25 protein-coding genes and 1 tRNA gene are annotated in these 23,062 nt (G+C 38.1%); 14 read left to right on the plus strand and 12 right to left on the minus strand.

What is annotated here, in order from left to right; genetic code table 11:
• Positions 1–53: 53 nt before the first annotated feature.
• A complete protein-coding gene (locus KSK55_RS01345; RefSeq protein ID WP_214418445.1) occupies positions 54–1,562 on the minus strand; it encodes a methanogenesis marker 14 protein in 1,509 nt (502 codons plus the stop codon).
• A 101-nt stretch (positions 1,563–1,663) separates the two neighbouring features.
• On the opposite strand from KSK55_RS01345, the gene KSK55_RS01350 reads away from it, so the two are divergent.
• The 7 genes from KSK55_RS01350 (at position 1,664) to hisE (ending at position 6,682) form a co-directional block, all read left to right on the plus strand.
• Complete coding sequence (locus tag KSK55_RS01350; protein WP_214418446.1) at positions 1,664–1,882, plus strand: hypothetical protein; 219 nt, start codon at positions 1,664–1,666, stop codon at positions 1,880–1,882.
• A 127-nt stretch (positions 1,883–2,009) separates the two neighbouring features.
• On the plus strand, positions 2,010–3,197 hold the full coding sequence (locus KSK55_RS01355; RefSeq protein ID WP_218607874.1) for an FprA family A-type flavoprotein: 1,188 nt from the start codon (positions 2,010–2,012) through the stop codon (positions 3,195–3,197).
• A 42-nt stretch (positions 3,198–3,239) separates the two neighbouring features.
• Positions 3,240–4,229: a phosphoribulokinase gene (locus KSK55_RS01360; protein ID WP_218607875.1), complete on the plus strand. Its 990-nt coding sequence runs from the start codon at positions 3,240–3,242 to the stop codon at positions 4,227–4,229.
• Positions 4,230–4,251: 22 nt separating this feature from the next.
• On the plus strand, positions 4,252–5,103 hold the full coding sequence (gene cfbC, locus KSK55_RS01365; RefSeq protein WP_214418449.1) for a Ni-sirohydrochlorin a,c-diamide reductive cyclase ATP-dependent reductase subunit: 852 nt from the start codon (positions 4,252–4,254) through the stop codon (positions 5,101–5,103).
• Positions 5,104–5,278: 175 nt separating this feature from the next.
• Positions 5,279–5,689, plus strand: coding sequence for a hypothetical protein (locus tag KSK55_RS01370; RefSeq protein ID WP_214418450.1), 411 nt, complete (start codon positions 5,279–5,281; stop codon positions 5,687–5,689).
• 259 nt (positions 5,690–5,948) lie between these two features.
• Positions 5,949–6,392, plus strand: coding sequence for a NusA-like transcription termination signal-binding factor (locus KSK55_RS01375; protein ID WP_214418451.1), 444 nt, complete (start codon positions 5,949–5,951; stop codon positions 6,390–6,392).
• Complete coding sequence (gene hisE / locus KSK55_RS01380) at positions 6,389–6,682, plus strand: phosphoribosyl-ATP diphosphatase (RefSeq protein WP_214418452.1); 294 nt, start codon at positions 6,389–6,391, stop codon at positions 6,680–6,682. The genes KSK55_RS01375 and hisE overlap by 4 nt, the downstream gene beginning before the upstream one ends.
• On the opposite strand, the gene KSK55_RS01385 is transcribed toward hisE, so the two are convergent.
• From KSK55_RS01385 to KSK55_RS01395, 3 genes are read right to left on the minus strand one after another with little or no spacing between them, the layout of a single operon-like run.
• The gene (locus tag KSK55_RS01385; protein ID WP_218607876.1) at positions 6,679–7,254 is read right to left on the minus strand and encodes a DUF357 domain-containing protein; all 576 of its coding nucleotides are present in this window, start codon (positions 7,252–7,254) and stop codon (positions 6,679–6,681) included. The two genes, hisE and KSK55_RS01385, sit on opposite strands and share 4 nt — an antisense overlap.
• Positions 7,244–7,999, minus strand: coding sequence for a diphthine synthase (gene dph5 / locus KSK55_RS01390; RefSeq protein ID WP_218607877.1), 756 nt, complete (start codon positions 7,997–7,999; stop codon positions 7,244–7,246). Before dph5 ends, KSK55_RS01385 begins: the two co-directional genes overlap by 11 nt.
• A gap of 6 nt (positions 8,000–8,005) precedes the next feature.
• A complete protein-coding gene (locus KSK55_RS01395) occupies positions 8,006–8,710 on the minus strand; it encodes a DUF7504 family protein (protein ID WP_218607878.1) in 705 nt (234 codons plus the stop codon).
• 243 nt (positions 8,711–8,953) lie between these two features.
• On the opposite strand from KSK55_RS01395, the gene KSK55_RS01400 reads away from it, so the two are divergent.
• Positions 8,954–9,580 (plus strand): undecaprenyl diphosphate synthase family protein, encoded by a 627-nt coding sequence (locus KSK55_RS01400; RefSeq protein ID WP_214418456.1) that lies wholly within the window; start codon positions 8,954–8,956, stop codon positions 9,578–9,580.
• On the opposite strand, the gene uppS is transcribed toward KSK55_RS01400, so the two are convergent.
• The 6 genes from uppS to KSK55_RS01430 all read right to left on the minus strand — a co-directional run bounded on the left by uppS (position 9,577) and on the right by KSK55_RS01430 (position 15,756).
• On the minus strand, positions 9,577–10,359 hold the full coding sequence (uppS, locus tag KSK55_RS01405; protein ID WP_218607879.1) for a polyprenyl diphosphate synthase: 783 nt from the start codon (positions 10,357–10,359) through the stop codon (positions 9,577–9,579). The two genes, KSK55_RS01400 and uppS, sit on opposite strands and share 4 nt — an antisense overlap.
• Positions 10,356–11,369, minus strand: coding sequence for a radical SAM protein (locus KSK55_RS01410; RefSeq protein WP_218607880.1), 1,014 nt, complete (start codon positions 11,367–11,369; stop codon positions 10,356–10,358). The genes uppS and KSK55_RS01410 overlap by 4 nt, the downstream gene beginning before the upstream one ends.
• A 66-nt stretch (positions 11,370–11,435) precedes the next feature.
• Positions 11,436–12,449 (minus strand): Coenzyme F420 hydrogenase/dehydrogenase, beta subunit C-terminal domain, encoded by a 1,014-nt coding sequence (locus KSK55_RS01415; RefSeq protein WP_218607881.1) that lies wholly within the window; start codon positions 12,447–12,449, stop codon positions 11,436–11,438.
• A 4-nt stretch (positions 12,450–12,453) separates the two neighbouring features.
• Positions 12,454–13,194, minus strand: coding sequence for a GltB/FmdC/FwdC-like GXGXG domain-containing protein (locus KSK55_RS01420; RefSeq protein ID WP_218607882.1), 741 nt, complete (start codon positions 13,192–13,194; stop codon positions 12,454–12,456).
• Position 13,195: 1 nt separating this feature from the next.
• Complete coding sequence (locus tag KSK55_RS01425; protein ID WP_218607883.1) at positions 13,196–14,707, minus strand: glutamate synthase-related protein; 1,512 nt, start codon at positions 14,705–14,707, stop codon at positions 13,196–13,198.
• On the minus strand, positions 14,704–15,756 hold the full coding sequence (locus KSK55_RS01430) for a class II glutamine amidotransferase (protein WP_214421369.1): 1,053 nt from the start codon (positions 15,754–15,756) through the stop codon (positions 14,704–14,706). The genes KSK55_RS01425 and KSK55_RS01430 overlap by 4 nt, the downstream gene beginning before the upstream one ends.
• Before the next feature lie 306 nt (positions 15,757–16,062).
• Between KSK55_RS01430 and glnA the strand changes: the two genes are divergently transcribed.
• The 4 genes from glnA to KSK55_RS01450 all read left to right on the plus strand — a co-directional run bounded on the left by glnA (position 16,063) and on the right by KSK55_RS01450 (position 19,190).
• On the plus strand, positions 16,063–17,394 hold the full coding sequence (gene glnA, locus KSK55_RS01435; protein ID WP_218607884.1) for a type I glutamate--ammonia ligase: 1,332 nt from the start codon (positions 16,063–16,065) through the stop codon (positions 17,392–17,394).
• A gap of 60 nt (positions 17,395–17,454) precedes the next feature.
• A complete protein-coding gene (gene aglJ, locus KSK55_RS01440) occupies positions 17,455–18,372 on the plus strand; it encodes an S-layer glycoprotein N-glycosyltransferase AglJ (protein WP_306127972.1) in 918 nt (305 codons plus the stop codon).
• Between the two features lie 59 nt (positions 18,373–18,431).
• A tRNA-Gly gene (locus KSK55_RS01445) sits at positions 18,432–18,502 on the plus strand.
• Between the two features lie 208 nt (positions 18,503–18,710).
• Positions 18,711–19,190, plus strand: a complete 480-nt coding sequence (locus KSK55_RS01450; protein ID WP_218607885.1) for a hypothetical protein — start codon at positions 18,711–18,713, stop codon at positions 19,188–19,190.
• Positions 19,191–19,192: 2 nt separating this feature from the next.
• On the opposite strand, the gene KSK55_RS01455 is transcribed toward KSK55_RS01450, so the two are convergent.
• Complete coding sequence (locus KSK55_RS01455) at positions 19,193–19,585, minus strand: MarR family transcriptional regulator (protein ID WP_218607886.1); 393 nt, start codon at positions 19,583–19,585, stop codon at positions 19,193–19,195.
• 829 nt (positions 19,586–20,414) lie between these two features.
• On the opposite strand from KSK55_RS01455, the gene tnpC reads away from it, so the two are divergent.
• Both tnpC and KSK55_RS01465 read left to right on the plus strand, forming a co-directional pair.
• The gene (gene tnpC / locus KSK55_RS01460) at positions 20,415–21,893 is read left to right on the plus strand and encodes an IS66 family transposase (protein ID WP_218607127.1); all 1,479 of its coding nucleotides are present in this window, start codon (positions 20,415–20,417) and stop codon (positions 21,891–21,893) included.
• Positions 21,894–21,932: 39 nt separating this feature from the next.
• Positions 21,933–22,286 (plus strand): LA2681 family HEPN domain-containing protein, encoded by a 354-nt coding sequence (locus KSK55_RS01465; RefSeq protein WP_218607887.1) that lies wholly within the window; start codon positions 21,933–21,935, stop codon positions 22,284–22,286.
• Between the two features lie 73 nt (positions 22,287–22,359).
• Here KSK55_RS01465 and KSK55_RS01470 read toward each other — a convergent pair whose 3' ends face one another.
• Positions 22,360–22,926: a hypothetical protein gene (locus KSK55_RS01470; protein ID WP_218607888.1), complete on the minus strand. Its 567-nt coding sequence runs from the start codon at positions 22,924–22,926 to the stop codon at positions 22,360–22,362.
• Positions 22,927–23,062 lie beyond the last annotated feature (136 nt).

The following is a 23,062-nucleotide window of genomic DNA, read 5'->3' on the forward strand; positions in this document are numbered from 1 at the left end:
ATCGTTTGCCATTATACATGGATGAGCATTTCCTTTTGAATCGGAAAAAGAGTTTATTTTCCTATTGCAATCCGCCTGGACATAATACATTTCCCCCCTCTGACGCCACCAATAGGCTTGTCAGGCTTTCCTAAGGAATTCATACATCTGCCCATTAGGGCTGCTCCTCTGGCAAGCCCATCATCAACAAAGACAACATGATCAACAGGTTTTTGAAATAGTTTCCTGTCCATTATTCCCTGGAGAATATATTCTGGTTTTTTCCCGGAAATTGCTGCCCGTCCTGTAAATCCTATTGAGGTATCCGGATATATCAAATTCTGCTGGTCAACAACATCAATCATGCGTAATGCCATATCTGCACAAACTCGGTCAATAACCTCGTTTAGAATTGGCATTGAGTGTTTTGTTACTATCTCCTTACCGATCTCACCAAGTGCATGGAGGTTGGAACCATTTACTCCTGCATCAACACCAATCAAAGCCACTCCTGATTGTATGGCCACTTCAGCGTAGACTGGTACCATCCCATATCTGGTTCTATCTTTTGGAACAATTTCTACAGATATGAGTTCATGACAGCGGGAAACATATGAACTGACGGTATCTGATATCTTTTTTGATCCAATAGATCCGGAAAGTCTGCTTTTTTCACCAAAAATATCAAGCGCGGTTCCGTTTTTCTCATTAACAAGACCAGTCCCTTTTACAATAGCATCCGGGATAGCCCCTGCCAGCCCACAAAAGTTACCAATTGTTTTAGAAAAGGGATTTGTTGATTTTAGATCCACCGGAGAGGTTATGCGACCATCAAGAGTTGTTCCAAAATCGATGGAAATACAGGGATTTCTAAAATCAACAGGGGTCCATTTTGCGCCTTCTTTAATCCCTGCCATAGCAAGTTCACCTTCCATCTCATTTGCTACCATCTCAACTCCGGTAGTTCCCTGGGGAGGAACAACGCCTGCAACTGCCCCTGTAAAATTAACACGATCTGCAAATGAGAAGGGCTGGAGTTTTTGTGCCTGGTTCATTTTAGACATCGGGGGTGTCATCTTTTTTGGAGGAACCCCTGCTTCAAGACAGCCATTTGCAAGAGCAATAATAAAATCCCCTACTTGATCAGGCGAGTCCATGGCTGCCACAACTCCGGTACTCCGGACAACAAAATCAAGATCCTTTTTTATATCCAGTTTGGCATCTTTATGACACTTAATTAGTGTGTCACGCACCAGTTCAGTAACTGATTCACGTGTCAGCTCGGTCCCATCCAATGTCCTGCCAAATACTTCTTCTCCAGGTAGGGGACGCCGCACATCCCGGCTCATACTGACTGTTTTATTAATTACATAGCACATCCCGGTCTCAAGATTAACACCTGTCAGAATACATTTTGTCGTGGTGTTCCCCATCTCTACTGATGCCACGATAAAATAGGGTTTTTCGTCGTATTCCCGGTGTTCCATTCCGGGCCCCCTCACAATAAGGGGTGGCGGAGGACTTTCGACAATGTAAGGTTTCGGAAGTGGCTTAAAAAATTTGTCGAAGATTCCCGGATTCATAAAAACCTGTGACTCAGGGTTTGCGATATATGTTTCGATTTGAGTGTCAGATAAGTCAAATGTATATCTATAAATGTGACATCTTTCAGAATCTGATGAGTATGTCAGATCCGCATTTTTGTCAAAATTGTCAGTTCTGTGTTCCAATCCTTGGTAAAAGCAAAGAGATATTGCGGCTTGAGTGTTGGAAAAATCCCCCAGTTCCGGTTTATGTTGGATCAGATAGCGACGGTAAATATAAAATCATACATATGCGATCAAAAGTTGAGCCTGCATGGAAATGTGCTGAATGGAAAGAGAAAAAGATGGGATTCTGGTGATTTTTTCAATCCTTTTACTCATATAGATTCTTTCCCTCTATCTCTTTTTCATCATCAAAAAAAAAGAAACGGGCTCTTTATGTTCTTTCCTGTCCATAATATTCAACAGAATATTTGAGGGATTGAAATGGTCGTGAGAAAAATTACTGATAAGATATTATCTGTTGGAACTATCGACTGGGATAGAAGGATTTTTGATAATCTTATTCCACTTCCAGAAGGCACTTCATATAATTCTTTTCTGATCAGAGGGAAAGAAAAGACAGCTTTAATTGATACTGTAGATCCTGTCCATGAGGAAGAATTTATCACAAATCTTGTGAAGGCGGGATGTGATCGGATTGATGCAATCATTATCAATCATGCAGAGCAGGATCACTCAGGAAGTTTGCCGGTAATTCTTGAATTATTCCCTGGTGCAAAGGTATATTGTACAGAGAAATGCAAAGACCTTTTATCCTCTTTACTGGATGTTCCTCCCTCTCGTATTGAGATTGTAAAAACCGGAGACAGTCTTAATCTTGGAGGAATTTCTCTTCAATTTATTGAATATCCATGGGTTCATTGGCCAGAAACGATGGTTACCTATTGTCCTGAAGAGAAAATCTTATTTTCCTGTGATCTATTTGGTTCACATCTTGCAACCTCTTCTCTATATATGGATGATCCATGCCGGACAGAAATTCTGGCAAAACGGTATTATGCAGAGATTATGATGCCATTTCGGAACAGCATCAAACAATACCTGGCAAAAATTCAAGAGATGGACATTGCAATCATTGCTCCAAGCCACGGTCCTCTTCTAAATAATCCTCAGTGGATTTTAGAAAAATATGTAGATTGGACGAGCGATTCAGTCCGGAATACCGTTCTCATTCCTTATGTCTCTATGCATGGCAGCACCGAAAGAATGGTTCGGATGTTTACCGATTTTCTTATGGAACGGAGAATTGGTGTCAGACCTTTTAATCTGACCGGAGGAGATTCAGGTCTGTTAGCGCTTGAATTGGTTGATGCTGCTACGGTTGTGTTTGCAACTCCTACCGTTTTATTTGGGCCCCACCCGGAAATGGTAACTGCTGCATATCTGGCAAATCTTGTAAAACCAAAAACCAGGTTTGCCTCAATAATTGGGTCATTTGGATGGGGTGGAAAAACTGTTGAAACACTAAAATCAATGATTCCCCATATTAAAGCCGAATTGTTAAGCCCGGTTTACATCCAGGGAGCACCTGATGAAAAATCCAGAGCAGACCTTCTTGCCCTTGCAGAAGCAATTGCAGAAAAGCACACATCTGATCCCCTCATATCTTGAGACTGTGACAGATCTCGGTTTACAAAGAAAATGCATATAGATATGACTCATCCGGAAAATTTCAGGGAAGTTATTCGACAGTCTCCAATAGTATACCTTATCGGAGTGGCTGGCGATTCAGGTTCAGGTAAGACCACATTTACCCGAGCAATATCCGATATATTTGGAGATGAACTTGTTTCTTCTATAACGGTGGATGATTATCATCTGTATGATCGTAATGACCGTGCAAAAATGGGTATTACCCCACTTCTTCATTCTGCAAATAATCTGACATTACTAACTCAGAATCTCAGGGATATTAAAGCAGGAAAATCAATTTTAAAACCAGTTTACTCTCATGAACACGGAACTTTTGCTCGGAATGTGCAATTTGAGCCTACAAAATTTGTCATAGTCGAGGGACTCCATCCATATGCAACTGATGAACTTCGTGCGCTCTATGATTACACGATATTTGTGGATCCAGATAAGGATGTTAAATATGACTGGAAGATCCGGCGTGATATGGGAAAACGAAATTACAATCGGACCGATGTTGAATCAGAGATAAAAAAAAGAGAACCTGATTATCATCAATATGTCGAACCACAACGATTGATTGCTGATGCGGTTATTCAGATAAAATACTCCGCTTATGGAAAAGAAGAAGGGGAGAAGAGGAATGTATACCAGGTAATTCTTTCGATGCCTGCACAGGAGTATTGTTTTGAAGATATTGAACTTAATATCGATCTTTGCGATTTATTTAAAAAATCTTCACATAATTTTTCATTATCATGCATATCACAAAACCCGGATAATCGGAAGATGAGAGCACTTGTTGTCGATGGGGAACTAATGCCTGACACCATTCATAAAATTGAACGGCAGATAGAATACCAAACCGGAGTATCTCCTATCAATATTTTCCGAAACCAGGAACACATAACCGGCACGGATCTTGTCCGTCTCATGCTTTCATGGCAGATTATTAATGGAAGGATTTCTTTGTCTCTACCTAACCATTCACAAACCGCATCCCTGATATAATTAGCGTCAGTATTGAATAGGGATGAAACAGATCGCCCTCTATGGTAAGGGAGGTATCGGGAAATCAACTACATCAGCAAATCTTTCTGCAGCCCTTGTTAACAAGGATCTTTCTGTAATGCAGATTGGATGTGATCCGAAACGTGATAGCACCCGGATGCTGATGGCAGGAACCTTAATACCAACAGTACTGGATTTAATCCGGGAGAGAGGCGAAGAAAACCTTACTCTTGAAGATGTTGTTTTTACCGGATACAAAGGAGTCAGATGTGTAGAAGCAGGTGGTCCGGAACCTGGAGTTGGCTGCGCAGGCAGAGGTATTATTGCAACATTTCAACTTCTTGAGCGATTGTCTGCATTTGACGAAGATGTCATAGTGTATGACGTACTTGGAGATGTCGTGTGTGGCGGATTTGCGATGCCAATGAGAAAGGGATATGCTCAGGAGATTTATTTGGTAACATCCGGCGAGCTTATGTCATTGTATGCAGCGAATAATATTTGTAAAGCGATTGTCAGAATTTCTCAGAATGTCAGACAGGTTTGTAGACTAGGAGGAGTAATCTGTAATAGTAGAAATCTCCCAGATGAAGAAAACCTTGTATCAGCATTTGCGACAGCAGTCGGTTCACGAATCATAGCATATATTCCACGAAGTGAGATTGTTCAACATGCAGAATTACATAATCAGACAGTTGTTGAATATGCTCCTGAATCATCTCTCACCCACAGTTATGAATTATTGGCAGATGCAATATTAACAAATTCAGAATTTGTTATACCCTCTCCGTTAGAGATAGAAGAACTGGAAAAATTAGCTAGATCATACCTTCCTAAATTCCATCCAGATCTTAATTCTCACAAAAAAATATAGGTTTTGCGAAAGTAATCTATTTTTTTTTCAAGAACAAATTCTCATTTTTTTTAATTTAAATCTTCAATTTGAATTTTATTATATTATATGTATAAATTTATTTTCACTTTCACCCTGCTTTTTAAAGATTTAAATAGGGTACTGTAGACGTTCTAGTATTAACAGGGTGACAATAATGCTGGAAAAAGCAGGCTATATGCAAAAAGCGAAAACGATAACAATTGATGAAGAAGGATTCCCTACTGAGATCATTGAACTTGTCCTTGACGGAAAAAGGTTTGGCATTGGAATGGATGATTTGAAACGGGCCATCAGAGGAAAAATTTCTGCAAGAACATTTCAGTTACGAATGAACTGGAAACAATATGTAAGTTCTACAGTTGGTCTTGCATATTTGTCATATTCAGGCAAAGCAATGAATATTGAATTGATTGATGGAAACAGATATACTGTGTCGCTCGATTCATTGAAATCATTATTATGCAAACGTTCTACCTATGCACCTGTTGCTCGTCTTCCCATGAGTAGCGCAATAAAATTTCCTTCTCTTGCTGGTGACTCACAGCGGATGCTTGTCACCTGTTAATCTCTCTTGATCATCATTTACGCGTTCCAGGTATATTCTCTGTTAATCCGGAAAGTTTTCCTGATAATCAATATTTTTATTACCATAACCTTTAATTGATTAAACCGGTAATATTTCCACGGTTTTCTAACAAAGAGATGGCACACAGATTTTATCACAATAAATTCTTAAGCAGATTAGTTTTCTCTCGTAATACTCACCTCTATGCTGGATTACCCTCGGATATCAATACATTGCGAATATGGAGTTTGAATCATCTATGGAACGAAATCTTGGATTTAAAGAACGAAGATATATTGAAGAACTCAGGATCCTTACCAAATCTACCGCTCTTGATTGTTTAATTGATGACAAATTTGATAGAATTATTTATGTCATAAAAGCCGGGGACATGGGATATGCCATCGGAAAAAAAGGTGATAATATCCGTCGTCTTCAGGGAGTTACTGGTCGAAAAGTTGAGATGGTTGAATTTGCCGAAGAACTCCAGGAATTTCTTGCAAATATATTTAAACCCGCTCAGATTCTTCGATTCTCATGCGATGATCAATCTAAAAAGATGAACATCGTGGTTTCTGATAAAAATGATGTAGGGATCGCAATTGGAAAAGGGGGATGCACCATAGAAAAGGCCCGTCTTCTCATTCGCCGGTTCTACGGGTATGAAATTGGTGAAGTATTTCCAGAAGAGGGAACAGTTTGAAAAAAGCAGAAATCCTGGACGAAATCTGGGAAGTCATTGAAGACAGAGCAATCAATCCATCAGAGGATTCATACACGACCAGAATTCTAACTCATCGAAAAGGAATTGATAAATCTCTGGAAAAAGTCGGAGAAGAATGTTCTGAGTTTATTATAGCTGTCAAGAATGGTGAAAAGTCAAGAATTACTGAGGAAGCTGCAGATGTTATTTTTCATTTGATGCTTGCATTAAAACGTGCAGATATACATGTTCAGGCGGTCTGGGACGAACTTAATTCAAGACGCCATTAACATTCTGTTGTAAAAAGGTCTGGTCGTTGTATCACATGTAACAGGCCAGATCTGACAGCAGTATCCAGCCATCCGTATCCGTAGCATAGATAACCTAAGGCTGGGATATTAGAATCCTGTTTGTATAAAAATTCACCTTTTTCTAGATTCAATTTTGCTATGTAAAGGCAATGATCTGATGCTTTCGAAAGTGGTGATCCTATCATCAGACAATTGGATACTGATGGAATAGCACACGAAAGCATTGAAATATATCGTTCAGTTTTTTCATTTAAGTGTGTTTTATCATATTCTTTGGGAAATTCTATATTCCGCCATGAAATTGGAAAAAATGGAATAGAATAAAGACCCAGATAAGATCCGGCACATATCCAGCCATGAGCGTATGCTAAAGAAGCATAATAATTTACGATGTCTTTATTCTTATAAAAAAAAACAGAATCATCAAGATATGATTCTATCATCTGGATTATTTCAGTTGTTAAATGATAATATGGAGTGTTTTTCACACAACATATGGATATCTGATGAACTAATGATTTCAGAATATCTGAATAAGTCTCAAGGTTCATATCCGGCAAAAATTTTCAGATATTCTTCTTCAATCTCATGAAGTGTTCCTGGTATAACCAGAATATGAAGAGGTGGGCCAAAATCTATGTGTTTTAGTTGGGTTGATGATCCTGCTGCAACGATTGGATTATCTGAACCTGCCCGTGCTATTCCAACATAGAGAGGAATTGTGTCTGATGATCCCTCCATCAGTTTTTCAAGTAGATCAATTCCTTCATGTACGGTCATAAATCGGTTTTCTTGAATATCTAGATATACAGTCGTGTGAAGGTTTTGTTGGATGTTTGAAAGAATTGTATCAAGAGGAGTTTTTGGAAACCAATTTTTTGCAGGATAAGGAATGGAACAGGATTTCCCAAACCGGTAATTCTGCAGACCTGACAATCCACAAACAGCACTTACAATAGATGAACCATGGATAATTTTTGTTTGAATATCCTGCTCTTTTGCTCTTATCCGAAGGTCAGCATGGGTTGTTGAGACCATAGGATCTCCTCCCGTAAGAAAGACAGCATTACCGCTTTTTGCTGCGGTAAGGATTGGTTCAGGGTATTGTTCTACATCCTGACGTTTGAGGATAGTTATTGGTTTTTTGTATAATTCGCGCATAAGATCCGGATTTGCACCCATTAAAATTGAAGTATATGATTCAAGAAAAATCGTGTCTGCCTGCTCTATTGCCCGCAATCCTTTAATCGAAATATCATCCAGGTCATAAAGACCCAGCCCTACGAAGATTAACATGAAAAATCAGGAAGAAAATTCCAATGTTCCGTTATCAAAAGAGAATTGTCTCCAGTTCATAGACAGACCCATCGATCCTTGTAGTCTCATCCTCTTACCTTCATCCGTAATTTGTATTTCGACAACGATATTCATAAGTTGTTTGACAATAGCCATTGTTTTTTGATCAAATGATTCACTATTTAAAAGAAAGACGCCAATAGAGCCCATTTTTCGAAGCTTGGATGTAACAACATGTAAAAACTGATAAATGATATCAATTTTCCGAAACATGAGCATTGAGGTTAACGAGAAAATACAATATCGTATTGGGGTTGGAAATAATTGATCAGGATCATCCGTAAAATCCCCTTTCATAATTTCTTCAGTTAATTGTGAGAATTTTATATCCATTCCAGTAAGATCACTCGGGCTACCGACATATTTTATCTTCTGGGTATCTTCAATTGAGGTAAATGATGTTCTGGATATTGCATCAATAATTCCGATATAATTCGTATCAAATCCATTTCCACTAAAAAAATCCAGAAGTTCCTGTGACTGGTTTTCTGTAGCCAGCACAATCATGTACTCTTTAATCCTGGGTTTAGCAAGAAATGATGCAACCAGTTCCCCATCGCTAAAAGCCGGAGCTAGTACTAACATATTAGTACCGGGATTTACACCCCCTTTCTGATCTATCACATCAATGCCAGTCAGGTATTTGTACATACGTGTTTAAAAAATTGATTTGCTATCATATTAACCCAATGATATTAGTCTGAGAACAACTGCCTATAACTTTCTCCTATATCGAATCCTTTTATACTTATCATAAAGAAGTTATAAGGTCAGTTATTCTGAAACTGGGTATCCTTGGTAAGGGTAACGTATATCTTCAGAAAGAGATATGCACTTTTCAGGATATTTTTACTGTACATTCACAAAGACTCCTGCGTTACTCTTGAGGATACTATGATTTACCAGATATATGAATGGCACCTTCTTCGCGATATTGATAGTATTCCTCAGGTTATATGTTTCATGATATCCGGAATAGAAATGGAGAATAATCCTAGTAAGATGAGACGGGTTATCGAATGGTGTCTTGAGATATCTGATAATATTCAGAAGAAGAATCAGGAATGCCCCGGAATCAAAGAGATAATTATTCACATTAATACAGGTTCACCTGAAAAAAATCCTCCATATATGTCAGAAATTAGGAACCTTTCAACAATTGCTACCGTTCATCTTCATTATGGAGATCATTCGGAAGTATTTGGAAATGGTGTTCCAGTAATAATTGCAATCGGAAAATCCGGGCGGGAAGAAATAGCAGATGCAATACAAGCAATGGCTTCGGACAATATTCTTCCTGAACATGTTACGAATGAAGTTTTGGAAAAATATCTTACCTTTTCTCATACACCTGATTGTGTGATTAAGACAGGGGGAGCGCATCTTGTTGATTTTCTTATATGGCAATCAGTATATTCAGAATTATTTTTCCTTGATTTAAACTGGGAAAAAATTCGGAAAATAGATCTTTTACGTGCCTTTAGAGATTTTCAGGCGAGAAACAGAAGATTTGGAGCTTAAGTCCTACAATTTCGTTTCTTTTTCATGTCCTGACGTTCAGAATAAACTCTAATGGCACGAAGCATATCCAGTTTTCGAAACATCGGCCAATAAGGTGCACAGAAATAGACCGCTGATTCATGTCCGTTTGCAAGCCAGGGTAAGAAATTTGATGTCCGGCATTCATTACCCGTCCTTATGATCAGATCAACAGGCGGAAGAGTGACATTTTTTCCATACAGGTTTTCTTCAAAAAGATCCGGGGTGATATCTTCCTTTTTTATTTTGTTATTCTTGATATCGTTGAGAATTTTTGAAGTTGCCCGAAGCATTTCATTTCTCCCTCCATAAGCCAAAGCCATATTGAGATAAAAATTATCGTAATGGGCAGTTGCTGCTTCGGCCTGTTCCACTGCACCTCGTAGATCTTCAGGAAGCATATCCCGATCACCGATCATCTGGATACGAATTCCATATTTATGAACACGTTCATCAATACTGATGCGACTGAGTTTTTCTTTAAATAATGTAAAGAGGTTCTGGACTTCCTCATCTGATCGGCTAAAATTTTCAGTTGAAAATGTGTAGAGTGTTATATGTCTGATGCCTAGTTCCTGTGCCCACTCTAATACTTCTTCGGTCCGATCAGCCCCTGCGCGATGTCCTGAGGCAGTGGCAAGACCTTTCTTTTTTGCGTACCGGCGATTTCCATCCTGAATAATCGCAATATGTTGTGGAATATGCGTAACTTGTTTTGATATCAGATATTCGTAAACATGTTCTATTAATCCCCGTATCATAGTGGGGTCACCTCAAGTATGATTCCACCATCAGGATATCGTTCGATAAAGTAAGCTGGCCCGGAGATAAAATCAGAGATCTCATCAAGAATCCACCATCCGGTTTCAATCCGGTCATCAAATCGTTCGAACAAGGATTCATCAGAATCTCCTGGAATGGTTTCATTTTTACCGTCACATTCCCAGACTCCGTAAATTATCGTCCCGTCATCTGTTATTTCATCAAATTCTCGAGCAGTATTTACAGCGATACGTCGTAGTCGCATTCGAAGCTGAACTCTGTCTTTAAAGTCAGATGAACACCAGTGAACCTTTGGAAGAGATACAATATGACTGGCATTTTCCCAACCGCCCTGAACGGCATTTGATACATCACCCCTGAGGAGATATCCCCTGTTTCTCATTTCATCTGCATTATAGTCACCCCATTCTAGTTCATTGATATTTAGAAAATCAATATTCGGTAGATAATGCTCAAGATCATTCAGGTTAGGTAGTGAGGGAACTTCAATGCCTACATCCAGTCCTGCTTTTTTAGCAATTAGAATACTTTGGTGAAATGCAGTGTCTTCAAGATGGCTCCATTGATCTGATGGAGGATGAAATCGTATTTCATCAACCAAGTTTTTAATAGAATGTATTGTTTTTTCATTCGGAGCCATTGCAGTATAAAGATGAATTTGATGAGTAGATCCAAATTCCTTTTTAAGTGCACTGGTATATTCAATAAGCCGATCAAAGTTGTAAAAAGGTTCTCCTCCGGTAATACCTGTCCCAAGAGCTGACATTCGCTTAGCTACCTGGATCATTTCTTCAGGAGAGGATATCTTATGCTCATTCGCATAAATGACATCTTTATTTTTACGTTCCTGCGAAAGCGGACAATACCAACAATCACGATGACATTGCCCGGTAAGGAAAAGAACTAATTTAGCTCCTTCATAACAGAGTTTGCACCCGGCAGACAGCCTACTATGAGGAGGAAGGTCTTCAGAAGTATTATCATCCATTGCAAATCAGATAATTTCCATCTATATTCTCTATAGAGAGATAAATAGTATCCGGAAAAAAGTAAGTTATTTAGAAATTTTTTTCTGTGCCAGATTAGTCATCGCCTGAAGATCAGTTTCTGCTGATAACTCTAATGCATTTGATTTCACAGCATTTTGGACAAACCGTTCTCCTTCATCAGACCTGATAAGAAGGGTTGTCCATCCTTCAGGTGTCCCAACACTTCCTGCTGAAATATCTGCCTGTAATGCAGAGAAATCATTACAGCTCGAGCACCCTTTTCTGATTGCTGATTCTATTTCTTTTAAAGGAATTGTAGTGACTGTTCCATCATCAAGGGTCAATTCAAGTTTCCCTTTCACATCCATTTTCACTATTCGGTATGCAGGAATGGAATGCTTTTGTCTGATGATATCTTCCATTAAAGGATAGTAATTAAAACTCTCTGTGCAGAATAGTCCAAATATCAATCGAATGGCAGTCCCAAAAGGATGGACAAGATCATGAGATGATTCTTTCATTAATCGTGCAGCTTGAACAACACATGGAGTTCCAACAATAGCGAGACGTTTTAATTTTTTTGTTATTACTGCAGTTTTTAATGCCTTTAAAACAGGTACGCTCCAATTATATCTGCTCCCAGCATGTTCCAACATTTCTCCAGAACTGGTAATCAGAATAGAGATTGGTTTATGTGTCCACCGATCCTCTGTAACAGTAATGACACCATCAATGAGTCCGGATTGAAATGCATTGACAAGAATAGCGGTTACAGCACCACCACTCTGTTTGTGAGAAATTTCAGAAACTGCCCGTGCCCCAGTAATTGTTTTGTAAGATCCAAGGGGATTTGCGAGGTCTGGTTTTGTTCTTGGGCATACCTCATAGCATGCCCCACAAGGTACCTGATCTGTTTCTTGTTTGCAATACCCTGATGAAACGGGTCTCATAATTCCAGGATCATCTGGGAAAAACAGTGCATCTGCTGGACATACTGCAACGCATGCCCCACATCCGGAACATATACCATTGTCCCATACTTCTTCCTGTAAAGCAGTGTATGTTTTCTTTTTTGTCATTTTTTCACTCCCAGGTATATTTTCCGGCAAATGGTCTGGCGCTGACAGGAGCAATTCGTGTGAATGAATTATTCAATAGGGAAGTTGGATCAATGTTGTAATAGGACGAAAATTCTAAAATATACGGTTTGATTCTCTCTAGATCTTCTGATGTTGCAGGTTGCGCATTGCTTCCGATACCTAAGGTCCAGTCTTCAACCGTACCTCTGATAAATATTTCACCACCGTGAATGCCTGATGCAAGTCCCATTTCCGCATATGGTTCATCATCTGAAAGTCTGAACATTATAACCAGACCTCCTGCCATGTATTCTCCAAGGAATGCTTTCGCAGATCCACCTATGACAAGAACCGGACGTTTATCCATATATTGTTTCATATGGATTCCTCCACGATAACCGATATCATCACGAATAAAGACTTTTCCACCTCTCATACTATGTCCGGTGGCATCACCGCTTGCACCGTGAATAATAATTGTACCCTCATCCATAGTATTTCCTGGAGCGTGATCAGCATTCCCAAATACTTCAATGGTCGGGCCCTTCATGAACATTCCCAGATCTCCACCTGGTACACCGTTGACGGTGATTTTTACATTTCCAGTCAACCCGTCTCCGATAAATCTCTGGCCCATAATATTATTCAGGATAATTTCTGATGCACCGTCACGGACTGCCTGCCTGATCTGCTTATTAAGGGGTGTGTAATGGATCCCTGCTGCATCAATGGTTATCTGTGTCATGTCAGGCTCCTATCGCATTCACATCTAAAACATCGAGCATCGATTGATCAAGCATATACCCACGTAACCGATCCCGGTTCCCTCGAAGAGATTCTATACTGTTAATACCAGCTGCTCCCATGAGTTCTGCTAGTTCTAATGTCCAGGCATCAATGAGATTTTTCACATTGTTTGCTGCCTCATCAGGATTCAATCGGGTAACCAGATCTGGCCGCTGGGTTGCGATACCCCATGAACATAGTCCACGATAACAGGTTCCACATACTCTGCATCCCATTGCAACAAGAGCTGCAGTACCGATATATACAGCATCAGCACCCAGACAAATGGCCTTCGCAACATCGGCACTTTGCCTTATTCCTCCGGAAGCGATGATTGACACCTCATTTCTGATCCCTTGTTTTCGTAATTTCGCATCTACAGCGGCTACTGCAGCTTCGATTGGAATACCTACATGGTCTCTGAAAACGGATGGTGCTGCTCCAGTGCCTCCCCTGAATCCATCAATGACTACAGCATCTGCTCCAGACCGGGCAATACCAGCAGCAATTGCAGCAACATTATGAACGGCAGCGATTTTTACAAAAACTGGTTTTTTCCATTCAGTTGCTTCTTTTAAACTAAGAACTAACTGCTTGAGATCCTCTATTGAATATATATCATGATGAGGAGCCGGACTAATAGCATCACTTCCTTCTGGAATCATTCGGGTACAAGAGACATCGGCACAAACTTTTTCACCTGGAAGATGTCCGCCTATTCCTGGTTTTGCTCCTTGACCTATTTTAATTTCAATAGCCGCTCCACGTTCAAGGTAATTTACATCAACTCCGAATCGTCCTGATGCTACCTGAACGATCATATTATTTTGGTACGGATACAGAGCTTCGTGAAGTCCACCCTCACCAGTTCCCATAAATGTTCCAATCTCTGAAACAGCTTTTGCCATTGCTTTATGGGCATTCAGGGATATCGCACCATAACTCATATGACCAATCATTATGGGAGTTTCAAGTTTGAGATTTGGAACAAGTTCTGTAACAAGGCTTGTATCTTCCTCCGGAGTCTGAATGAATTCTAATTGTTTTGGCTTTTTTCCGATGTATGTACGAAGTTCCATCGGCTCTCGGAGGGGATCAATGGAAGGATTTGTAACCTGACAGGCATCAAGAACCAGGTGATCGAAAAGAATGGGATATTGTCCTGCATTCCCCATACCTCCCAGGAGAATTTTGCCACTTTCAGCTTGTTTAAAGATATTTTCTTTTATTTGTGCAGTCCAGACTGGATGAGACCGGTAATCACAGGGACGTTCCTTTATGGATATTGCATCACGGGGACATTGCGAAATACATCGATGACATGCAACACAATTCCGGGTATTGGTAATAATCCCTTCAGGTTCCATCCTGAAGACATTGTATGAACAATTTTCCACGCACCGTCCACAGAGCATACACTGATTTTTATCCACAACAACCTGGAACTTTGTCGGGCGTGAACCAATTATCATGTTACAGTCCTCCCAACAATTGGATGACCCGCTTTCGGCATGTATATTCGGCTGATTGCTGAATCAATTGTTCTGATAGCCGCTTCTTCACTGGATATGAATATCCGGTTATCATGTTCGCCAATAACTAAAGGTCTGAGTTTGATCCGGTCAGAAAATCCAACAATTGAATCTGGAGAAGCCACAGCGATTGCAAATGGTCCATTCATCATTGCTGACCCATAAGTCAGTCTAAGTGCTGTTGTAAATTTTTGCTCATTTTCAGGCATTCTTTCTATTTCTTCCCAGAAAGGAGGAGCAAGAGCCCGAACAGCAAGCTCCTGGGTAAGGCCATGTCTTCGTACAAGGAGGTCCATCAAATATGCAACAACTTCAGTATCGGTGTACATCGTACAGTCATAACCGAAACTTTCAATATAACGCCTGTTAGTTCCGTATGAAGTTATTTCACCATTATGGACCACACTCCAGTTCAGAAGGTTAAATGGATGTGCTCCTCCCCACCACCCGGGAGTATTTGTCGGATATCGATTATGTGCAAGCCAAAGATAGCCTTCATATTTTTCAACACGATAAAAATCAGCAACCTCTTCAGGCCAACCTGATGCCTTAAAAACTCCAATATTTTTTCCTGATGAGAAAACAAGCGCACCTTTGATAGATTTGTTCACTTCCATCACGATATGTTTTACAATCTCATCATCCGGAGTTTTACTACGTTGCATGAGCCGCGTTTTAGGACGGAAAAAGTATCTCCAGGGAGTATGGATTTTAGTGATACCATTCTGTTCCCATGTTGGGATTTCTTCGTCATGTTCAATCATTCCCCATGTTTCCAGGAGATCTTCTACCTGGGTTTTTGGCTCAACCAGGTTGTCATAAAAAACATGGATAGCATATAGATCTGCATAATCCGGGTATACTCCGTATGCTGCATATCCGGCGCCTTCACCACTTCCGCGCTCGTCCATTATCGAGAGTGCGTCTCTTATGGAAGAACCATCCATGAGCTCACGCTGTTTATCTATTACACCAATAATTCCACACATATCATCACATAAGCCATATTGGCAGGTATTATCAGGCAACGAACATGATCCGGATAAATCCGGCATGGAAGCTTACTGCTTGTACGATTCATATAAGCTTTTCATCTTTATTAACCTGACCGCAATAGGAGAAGCGCCTTCTGACTAATAATTCTAAATTATTAAAAAAATCAAAAAATATCTTTTTATTTACAATATTGAGAAATAATTTATGATGATCATCAATGAATAGCAAAAGAAAAAATTTTTTATTAGCTTTCTCTGAAAGAGCTATATTTAAATTCAAATAGGTAGAAGTATGTTTCAATGTCTGATGCAAAGGTCAGCGAAATGCTCGCACGGATAAAGGCGGATAATGTAAAATTTGTTCGCCTGCAGTTCAATGATATCCTCGGCATCCCCAAGAATGTGGCAATCCCGGTCATCCAGGTTGAGAAGGCCCTTACTGAAGGCATCTGGATTGATGGTTCCTCAATCGAAGGTTTTGCTCGAATTGATGAATCTGATATGATTCTGAAACCGGATATGGATACATACCAGATTCTTCCATGGAGACCGGCAGATAAACGTGTAGCCCGGTTTATATGTGATGTATACACGTATGGTAACAAACCATTTGAAGGTGATCCGCGATCAGTATTAAAGAAAAATCTTGATGAGGCAGCAAAATTAGGATATACCTTTAATTGTGGTCCAGAACTCGAATTTTTTGTATTTAAGAGAGATGCTAATGGTCAGGCCACTACGGAATTTGTCGACCATGGTGGGTATTTTGACCTTGCACCAAGTGATGCTGCAGAGGACCTCAGAAGAGAAATTGTTCTTGCTCTTACCGAAATGGGCTTTGAAATTGAGGCTTCTCACCATGAAGTTGCAGATTCTCAACATGAGATAGACTTTAAATATGGAGAAGCACTTTCTGTTGCAGATAAAGTAATTACTTTTAAATTTGCAGCAAAAACTCTTGCTCTCATGAACGGGATGCATGCAACCTTTATGGCAAAACCAATCGGAAGAATCAATGGTACTGGTATGCATACCCACGGATCATTGAGTAAAGACGGTAAGAACGTGTTCTTTGATCCGAATGCAGAGAATCAGCTATCCGATGTCATGCTCTATTATATTGGCGGTCTGATGAAGCATGCAAAAGCACTTGCTCGTCTTGGAAATCCAACCATCAATTCATACAAACGTTTAGTTCCCGGCTATGAAGCTCCGGTATATATTACCTGGAGTGCTGCAAACCGATCTGCCATGATTCGTGTTCCTGCTGCTCGTGGAAATAGTACTCGTGCAGAACTGAGAAGTCCTGATCCAACCTGTAATCCGTATCTTCTCTTTGCTGGAATGATCGCGGCAGGACTTGACGGTATTAAAAATAAGATCCTCCCTCCACCAGCAACTGATGTAAATATTTACCATTTAAGCGATGAAGAGAGAAAGAAACGTGGTATTGAGATGCTTCCAGGCTCCCTTATTGAAGCAAATGATGAACTCTTGAAAGATAAGGTAATTTGTGATGCGTTAGGTCCACATATTGTTGAGAATTTAACAAAGATTGCCATTGCTGAAAATGATGAGTTCCGTCTGACCGTTCATCCCTGGGAAGTTGAACGGTACATCAATAATTTCTAATTTTCCCTCTTTTTTCCAAATATATTGATAACTCCTTATAGTTTCTGATTTAATGAATATATGATGAAAATTCCAAGAGAACAGGTATGCGTTCTGATTCCTACTCTTAATGAAGAACCTACTATTGGCATAATCATCCTTAAATTTCTTGAAATCGGATATTCAGATATTCTGGTAATTGATGGGAATAGTATAGATAAAACCAGAGAGATAGCCTCTGCATCTGGTGCCACAGTAATCGTGCAAGAAGGAAAAGGGAAAGGATCTGCTTTTATTCAAGCAATAAAGCATATCAAAAAACCGTATATTATCTTAATAGACGGAGACAATACCTATGATCCTGAACAGGCAGATGCATTAATCAGTCCTCTATTATCCGGATATGATCAGACAATTGGGAACCGTCTATGTGGTACCAATACTTCCGCTTTTCATCGGTTAAACCTATTAGGAAACCGAATATTAAACTGGCTATTTAAGGTAAGTCATGGGCGGTACTTGTACGATATATTAACTGGATATCGTGCTTTTACTCTTGAGTCGTTACAGAGAATGCGCCTTTATGAAGAAGGTTTTGGTATTGAAACTGAAATTTCTGCTGAAGCGGTTCGGAACGATGATCGCGTTGCCATAATTCCGGTGACATACGGAGAGCGGGTAGGAAGCGATACTAAACTTGATCCCATTCATGATGGTTTGAAAATTGGACGAACAATTTACCGGTTAGCAAAACTAAACAACCCTCTCTTTTATTTTGGAATTATTGGATTGTCATTTCTCATCGCTGGTGGAGTTATTGGAATATATATAATCATTGACTGGCTCAAAAACATAGATCATATACCTTTGACAATATTGGCTGTTACGCTCATTATTGTTGGAGTTCAAATTATAATGTTTGGTATTCAATCAGACATTCAACTTGCAAATCAGCGTGAATTTCTTCATGAAGTGAGAAAACTTCGCAAAGAACGATAAATAGATAATATATATTGTAACCTTTATCTAATATAATAAATAATATTTATAATGCAGCTGCGGTAATAGTCTAGCGGCAGGACAGGGGCTTCCCAAGCCCTTAGCCCGGGTTCGATCCCCGGTTACCGCATAGAATCAATTGTATAATCTAATAAAATTCTTCTCAGAGGTTTTTCTTTTATGATATCAAAGAATATTTGATATCCTTTATCATTTTTTTATTATATTCTAAATTACAGAGATTCATTGCATTAAATCAGCTAGGGATGAAAGACTTCTGTTACGTTGTACCTATTTCTGGATAGAAAATATAGTATTTGGGAGGAACGGATTTTGTCATGAATAAAAAATGGTTCACGATTTTCGGTATCGGACTTATCTTCGGAGCTATGATTATCGCCGGATTACTCCTATTAAATTCGGCGAAACATGAAACACCTCCAACAGAAAAAGATGTGAGAAATATTTCAATTGGCATCAGAAATATATCACAATCAAAAGATAGTACTGGTTTGTCTATTATTACGTATTCTCTTATTACCTCTCCATTTCAGTATGATGATCTTATACTTGTAAAAATAAACGTTAAAAATGAAGATAATAATGAGTTATATCATTCTTTTTCTGAAAAAGAAATAGGTGATCACATATTACTTGCTAATGATAAAGATGAAACAGAAATTTCATTGTCATTTTCTTTAGAAAAACCCTTTCCCAAAACAAGTTTTATTCACCAACTATCATTTATATCAAATGGAAGAGCAATACTTCCATTTACAATTGAAGGAGGAGAAATTTCTACTGAAAATTTAACATGAAATCAATAGGGTTTATTTTCTTTAATAATTTTTTTTACTCGTTCGATTTCTTTCATTTTTCTGTTATAGTCATCTGAAACTTCCTGTATTATTTCTTGAAAAATCTCTTCAGGGTCTTTACATATTTGAAATATTTTTACTGGTCTTCCTTTCTTCTCCATGAGATGACGGACAACATCAATCCATCCTTTCTTCATAAGGTCAGTAAGAGCAAGACTCACTTCTGGTTGACGCAGGCTAGTAAACTTTTCAATATCTCGAGAAGTTAGTTCTGCATTCATGAGCATAAATACGAGAACACGAGCACAATTCTTTTTGAGTCCAATATCCCAAAATAATTTTGCTAATATTTCATCGTCATTTGTTAACTGCTGAATGGATTCTGTTATTACCATAAATGTCTTACATAATATATCCTGAATAATATATGAGAAAGATCATGAAACTAGGTGAAATACAAAATGCTTTAAAAAGGATTACGTATGAATTTATCTTATTCTATAAATTTCGCAGAGAAGAAGATCTTATTTAAAAAAATCTTATACTTTATTATTTTTATTTAAAGCCTTTCATAATTAAGTGGAATAAATCTTTTTTGTAAATTTTGTATTTAATCATATTGGTTAATGGATTATTATATCTACGCTATTTTATGAAATTCATATCGTTGAAATTTTAGAAAATCGTTCTCTCGAGTATAATTTTTTAAATATAGAGAAATTCATTGTCTGATGCATTCTATTATTTGAATTATTTGATGGGAAATATCCATACAGACATGAAGGGAAATATCATGGAAAATTATTGTTTATATTGGTGATAATATAGAGAAAGATTATATCCATTGACCCAAAACTCATATAAATCTCACATTATATTGTAATCACCATATGTCCTTTTTGTGTAATTTCAATAGATATAAGCGATTATTATCAGTGTCTGACATTTTAGGAATAATTTTCATTCATATTATGGATTTATGAATCATTTGCTTTTATATTTGAAATGTCAGAAAAATGAAAGAATCAAATATTTGGTTAACAATAATAAAAAACGGATAATTTTTCTAAGTTATTTTAATATATTTTTTTGTAACTATTCAGCCGGTCTCAGCGCCCTTATCCCGTCCATCTGAAAACCTACTCTAATATTAGTCCTCTTCTTCTAAAAATTCATTTTTACCGAAAGATCTTTTTATAATGACTATTAACGTTAAATTATCAAATGGACTTTCCAGAAGAACTCAAAGCCAAAATACTTGAATGTCCTCCTGAAGTAATTGCATATATTGTTCACCTACATGAAAGAATTGATCAATTAGAATCCAGAGTCAAAGAACTCGAATCCAGGCTAAACCTCAATAGTCGAAATAGCGGAAAACCACCATCTTCTGATGGGTATGCTAAAAAGAATCGAAATAAATCAGATTCTCGAAAGAAATATCCGGGAGGTCAACCCGGCCATAAAGGGACAACCTTAAGGCAGAGTCCTCATCCAGATCATATCGAATATCATAAACCTCATGAATGCTCCAAATGTGGACATAGCCTTGTTTCTGGAAAAATACTCGGCATTGAAAAAAGACAGGTTTTTGATCTTCCCCCTCCTCCCACAATCGAGATAACAGAACATCAGTCTTTCACTATCTGCTGTCCTCATTGTGGTTTAAAAACATCAGGGGATTTTCCCGAAGATGTTACACATCCAGTTCAATATGGATCCAGAGTCAAATCTTATCTGACCTATTTTTCTCATCATCAATTAATCCCTTATGAACGAGTAACTGAAATCTGCTCAGTTCTTTTCGGTTTTTCTGTTAGTCCTGGAACAATCGTAAATTTAACTCACAATCTAGCGAAGAAATTACAATCATTTAAGGATGATATTGTAAACGTTCTTCAAAATGAGCCCGTAATCCATAATGATGAAACTGGAGTCAGAGTAGAAGGAAAACTTCATTGGCTTCATGTGACCTGTACTCCTAACCTAACTCATTATTCCCTTCAGAGAAAAAGAGGTAAAGAAGGAATGGATAATATTGGAATCCTTCCTGAATTTCATGGGATTAGTGTTCATGATTTCTGGGGTCCTTATCTTTCCTATTCCTGCGAACACAGTTTTTGTTGTGCTCATATTATCCGAGAACTCATCCGGGTTGAAGAAGAAACCTCTCAAAAATGGCCTTATGATCTTATTGAGTTATTATTAGGGGCAAAAGAAAACAAAGAGATATTTCATGGAGTTGGGGTTCCTATTCCTCCAATCATTCGTACCAGTCTGATGGAGTCATACGATGAATTGATACAGATAGGACTGGATGAAAATCCTCCACCGGTTGTAGATGAAGTAAAAAGGGGCAGGAAGAAAAAGGGATTTGTACGAAACTTACTCGAAAGGCTAAAAGAGTGGAGAGAGAGTGTGTTGAGATTTATAAATGATCCTCTCGTTCCATTCGACAATAATCAGGCCGAGAGAGATATTCGTATGATGAAGGTAAAAATGAAAATATCAGGTGGATTTAGAAGCTTCGATACAGCCAGTGCGATTGCTCTGATCAGAAGTTACATCTCAACTATAAGAAAAAATGGAATTAATGTTATTGAAGGAATTGTTTCAGCATTTCATAATTTTCCATGGTCACCAAATAGAACCAAAGATATTAGTGGAGAGTCGTTACTCTCTCAAAATCTTGCATTAGCCTAAGCCGACTGAATAGTTACAAAATTTATTAGAAAATAACAATTGAACAAACATCTAGTTGCTATAGAAAGTATTCGAAGAGAACTAGAGAGAAAATGCTCGAGTAATAATGAATTAAAAAAAATGGTTGATATTAGGAATTATATCGCACACAGAAATTTTATACTGCATGATATTATTAAATTAGATGATATGGCATATCCCTATGATCCTAATAATACTCCAATCCAAAATCCAGAATATCACATGAATGTCGATGAATTTTTTAATTTAACAATAAAAGCCATGAGAAGTATTCGAAATATTATATTCTCTCTTTCATTTTATATTCAGTACAAAGAGAATACGAAAATAGAGGGTACTAATGAGTACATACCAACAATGAAATGGGCATAGTAATATGATAATTGTTTGATTGGACTGAAATAGTTGTGATTTTTTTCAAAAGTTGAATTTTTTATATCGATTTCTATTTTTTCCTTTCTATTGCCTTGACAATTTCCTCTAGATTTTTATTTATTTTTACTAACGGGTTTTCCGAAGGATGAAGTAAATCAAATTCCGCAGCAGTATCTATAATAAAAGACTCAAATTTCTCCTTTTGAGATGAATTATAATATTTTACATCTACATTAAAGAGTGGGATCGAAGGAGTATCATTTTTTACAGGACGCCATACTAACCGAAAAACTATTTTCTGGTTCGGACCAAGATATGAAATTCCCTTATTAAATAGAGGCAATTCTGAAATTTTTTTCTCACTATGATACACAAAATCAGGATTAAATGCGAATTTAATATCATACGCTGCACCCAGACCATAATTAATTATCACGAGGTTTTTTAAAGAATAGTGAATATCATCGGGAGCAAGATACATAGAGACAGAAGGGTCTGTTTGCAACTCCCTCATTTTTGCAGTTTCATCTACAAGTCGATTTGTTATTATTGTATAAACAATGAGAACGACTAATGAAAGGGCAGAAATTACTAATGTTATTATTCCAATTAAGAGTGAATAGTCATCTGATGTCATGTACTGATGAAATTGGAAATTATTGCTATTTGATGATGTGGGTTTAGATAATAGTGCCAATATTCATCTATACATTGTATCTATCAATCTCATTTCAACATCTTTTTCCTATCCCCCTTCCAAAACTTCATAAGAT

The organism is Methanospirillum hungatei, from assembly GCF_019263745.1.
Classification (GTDB): domain Archaea; phylum Halobacteriota; class Methanomicrobia; order Methanomicrobiales; family Methanospirillaceae; genus Methanospirillum; species Methanospirillum purgamenti.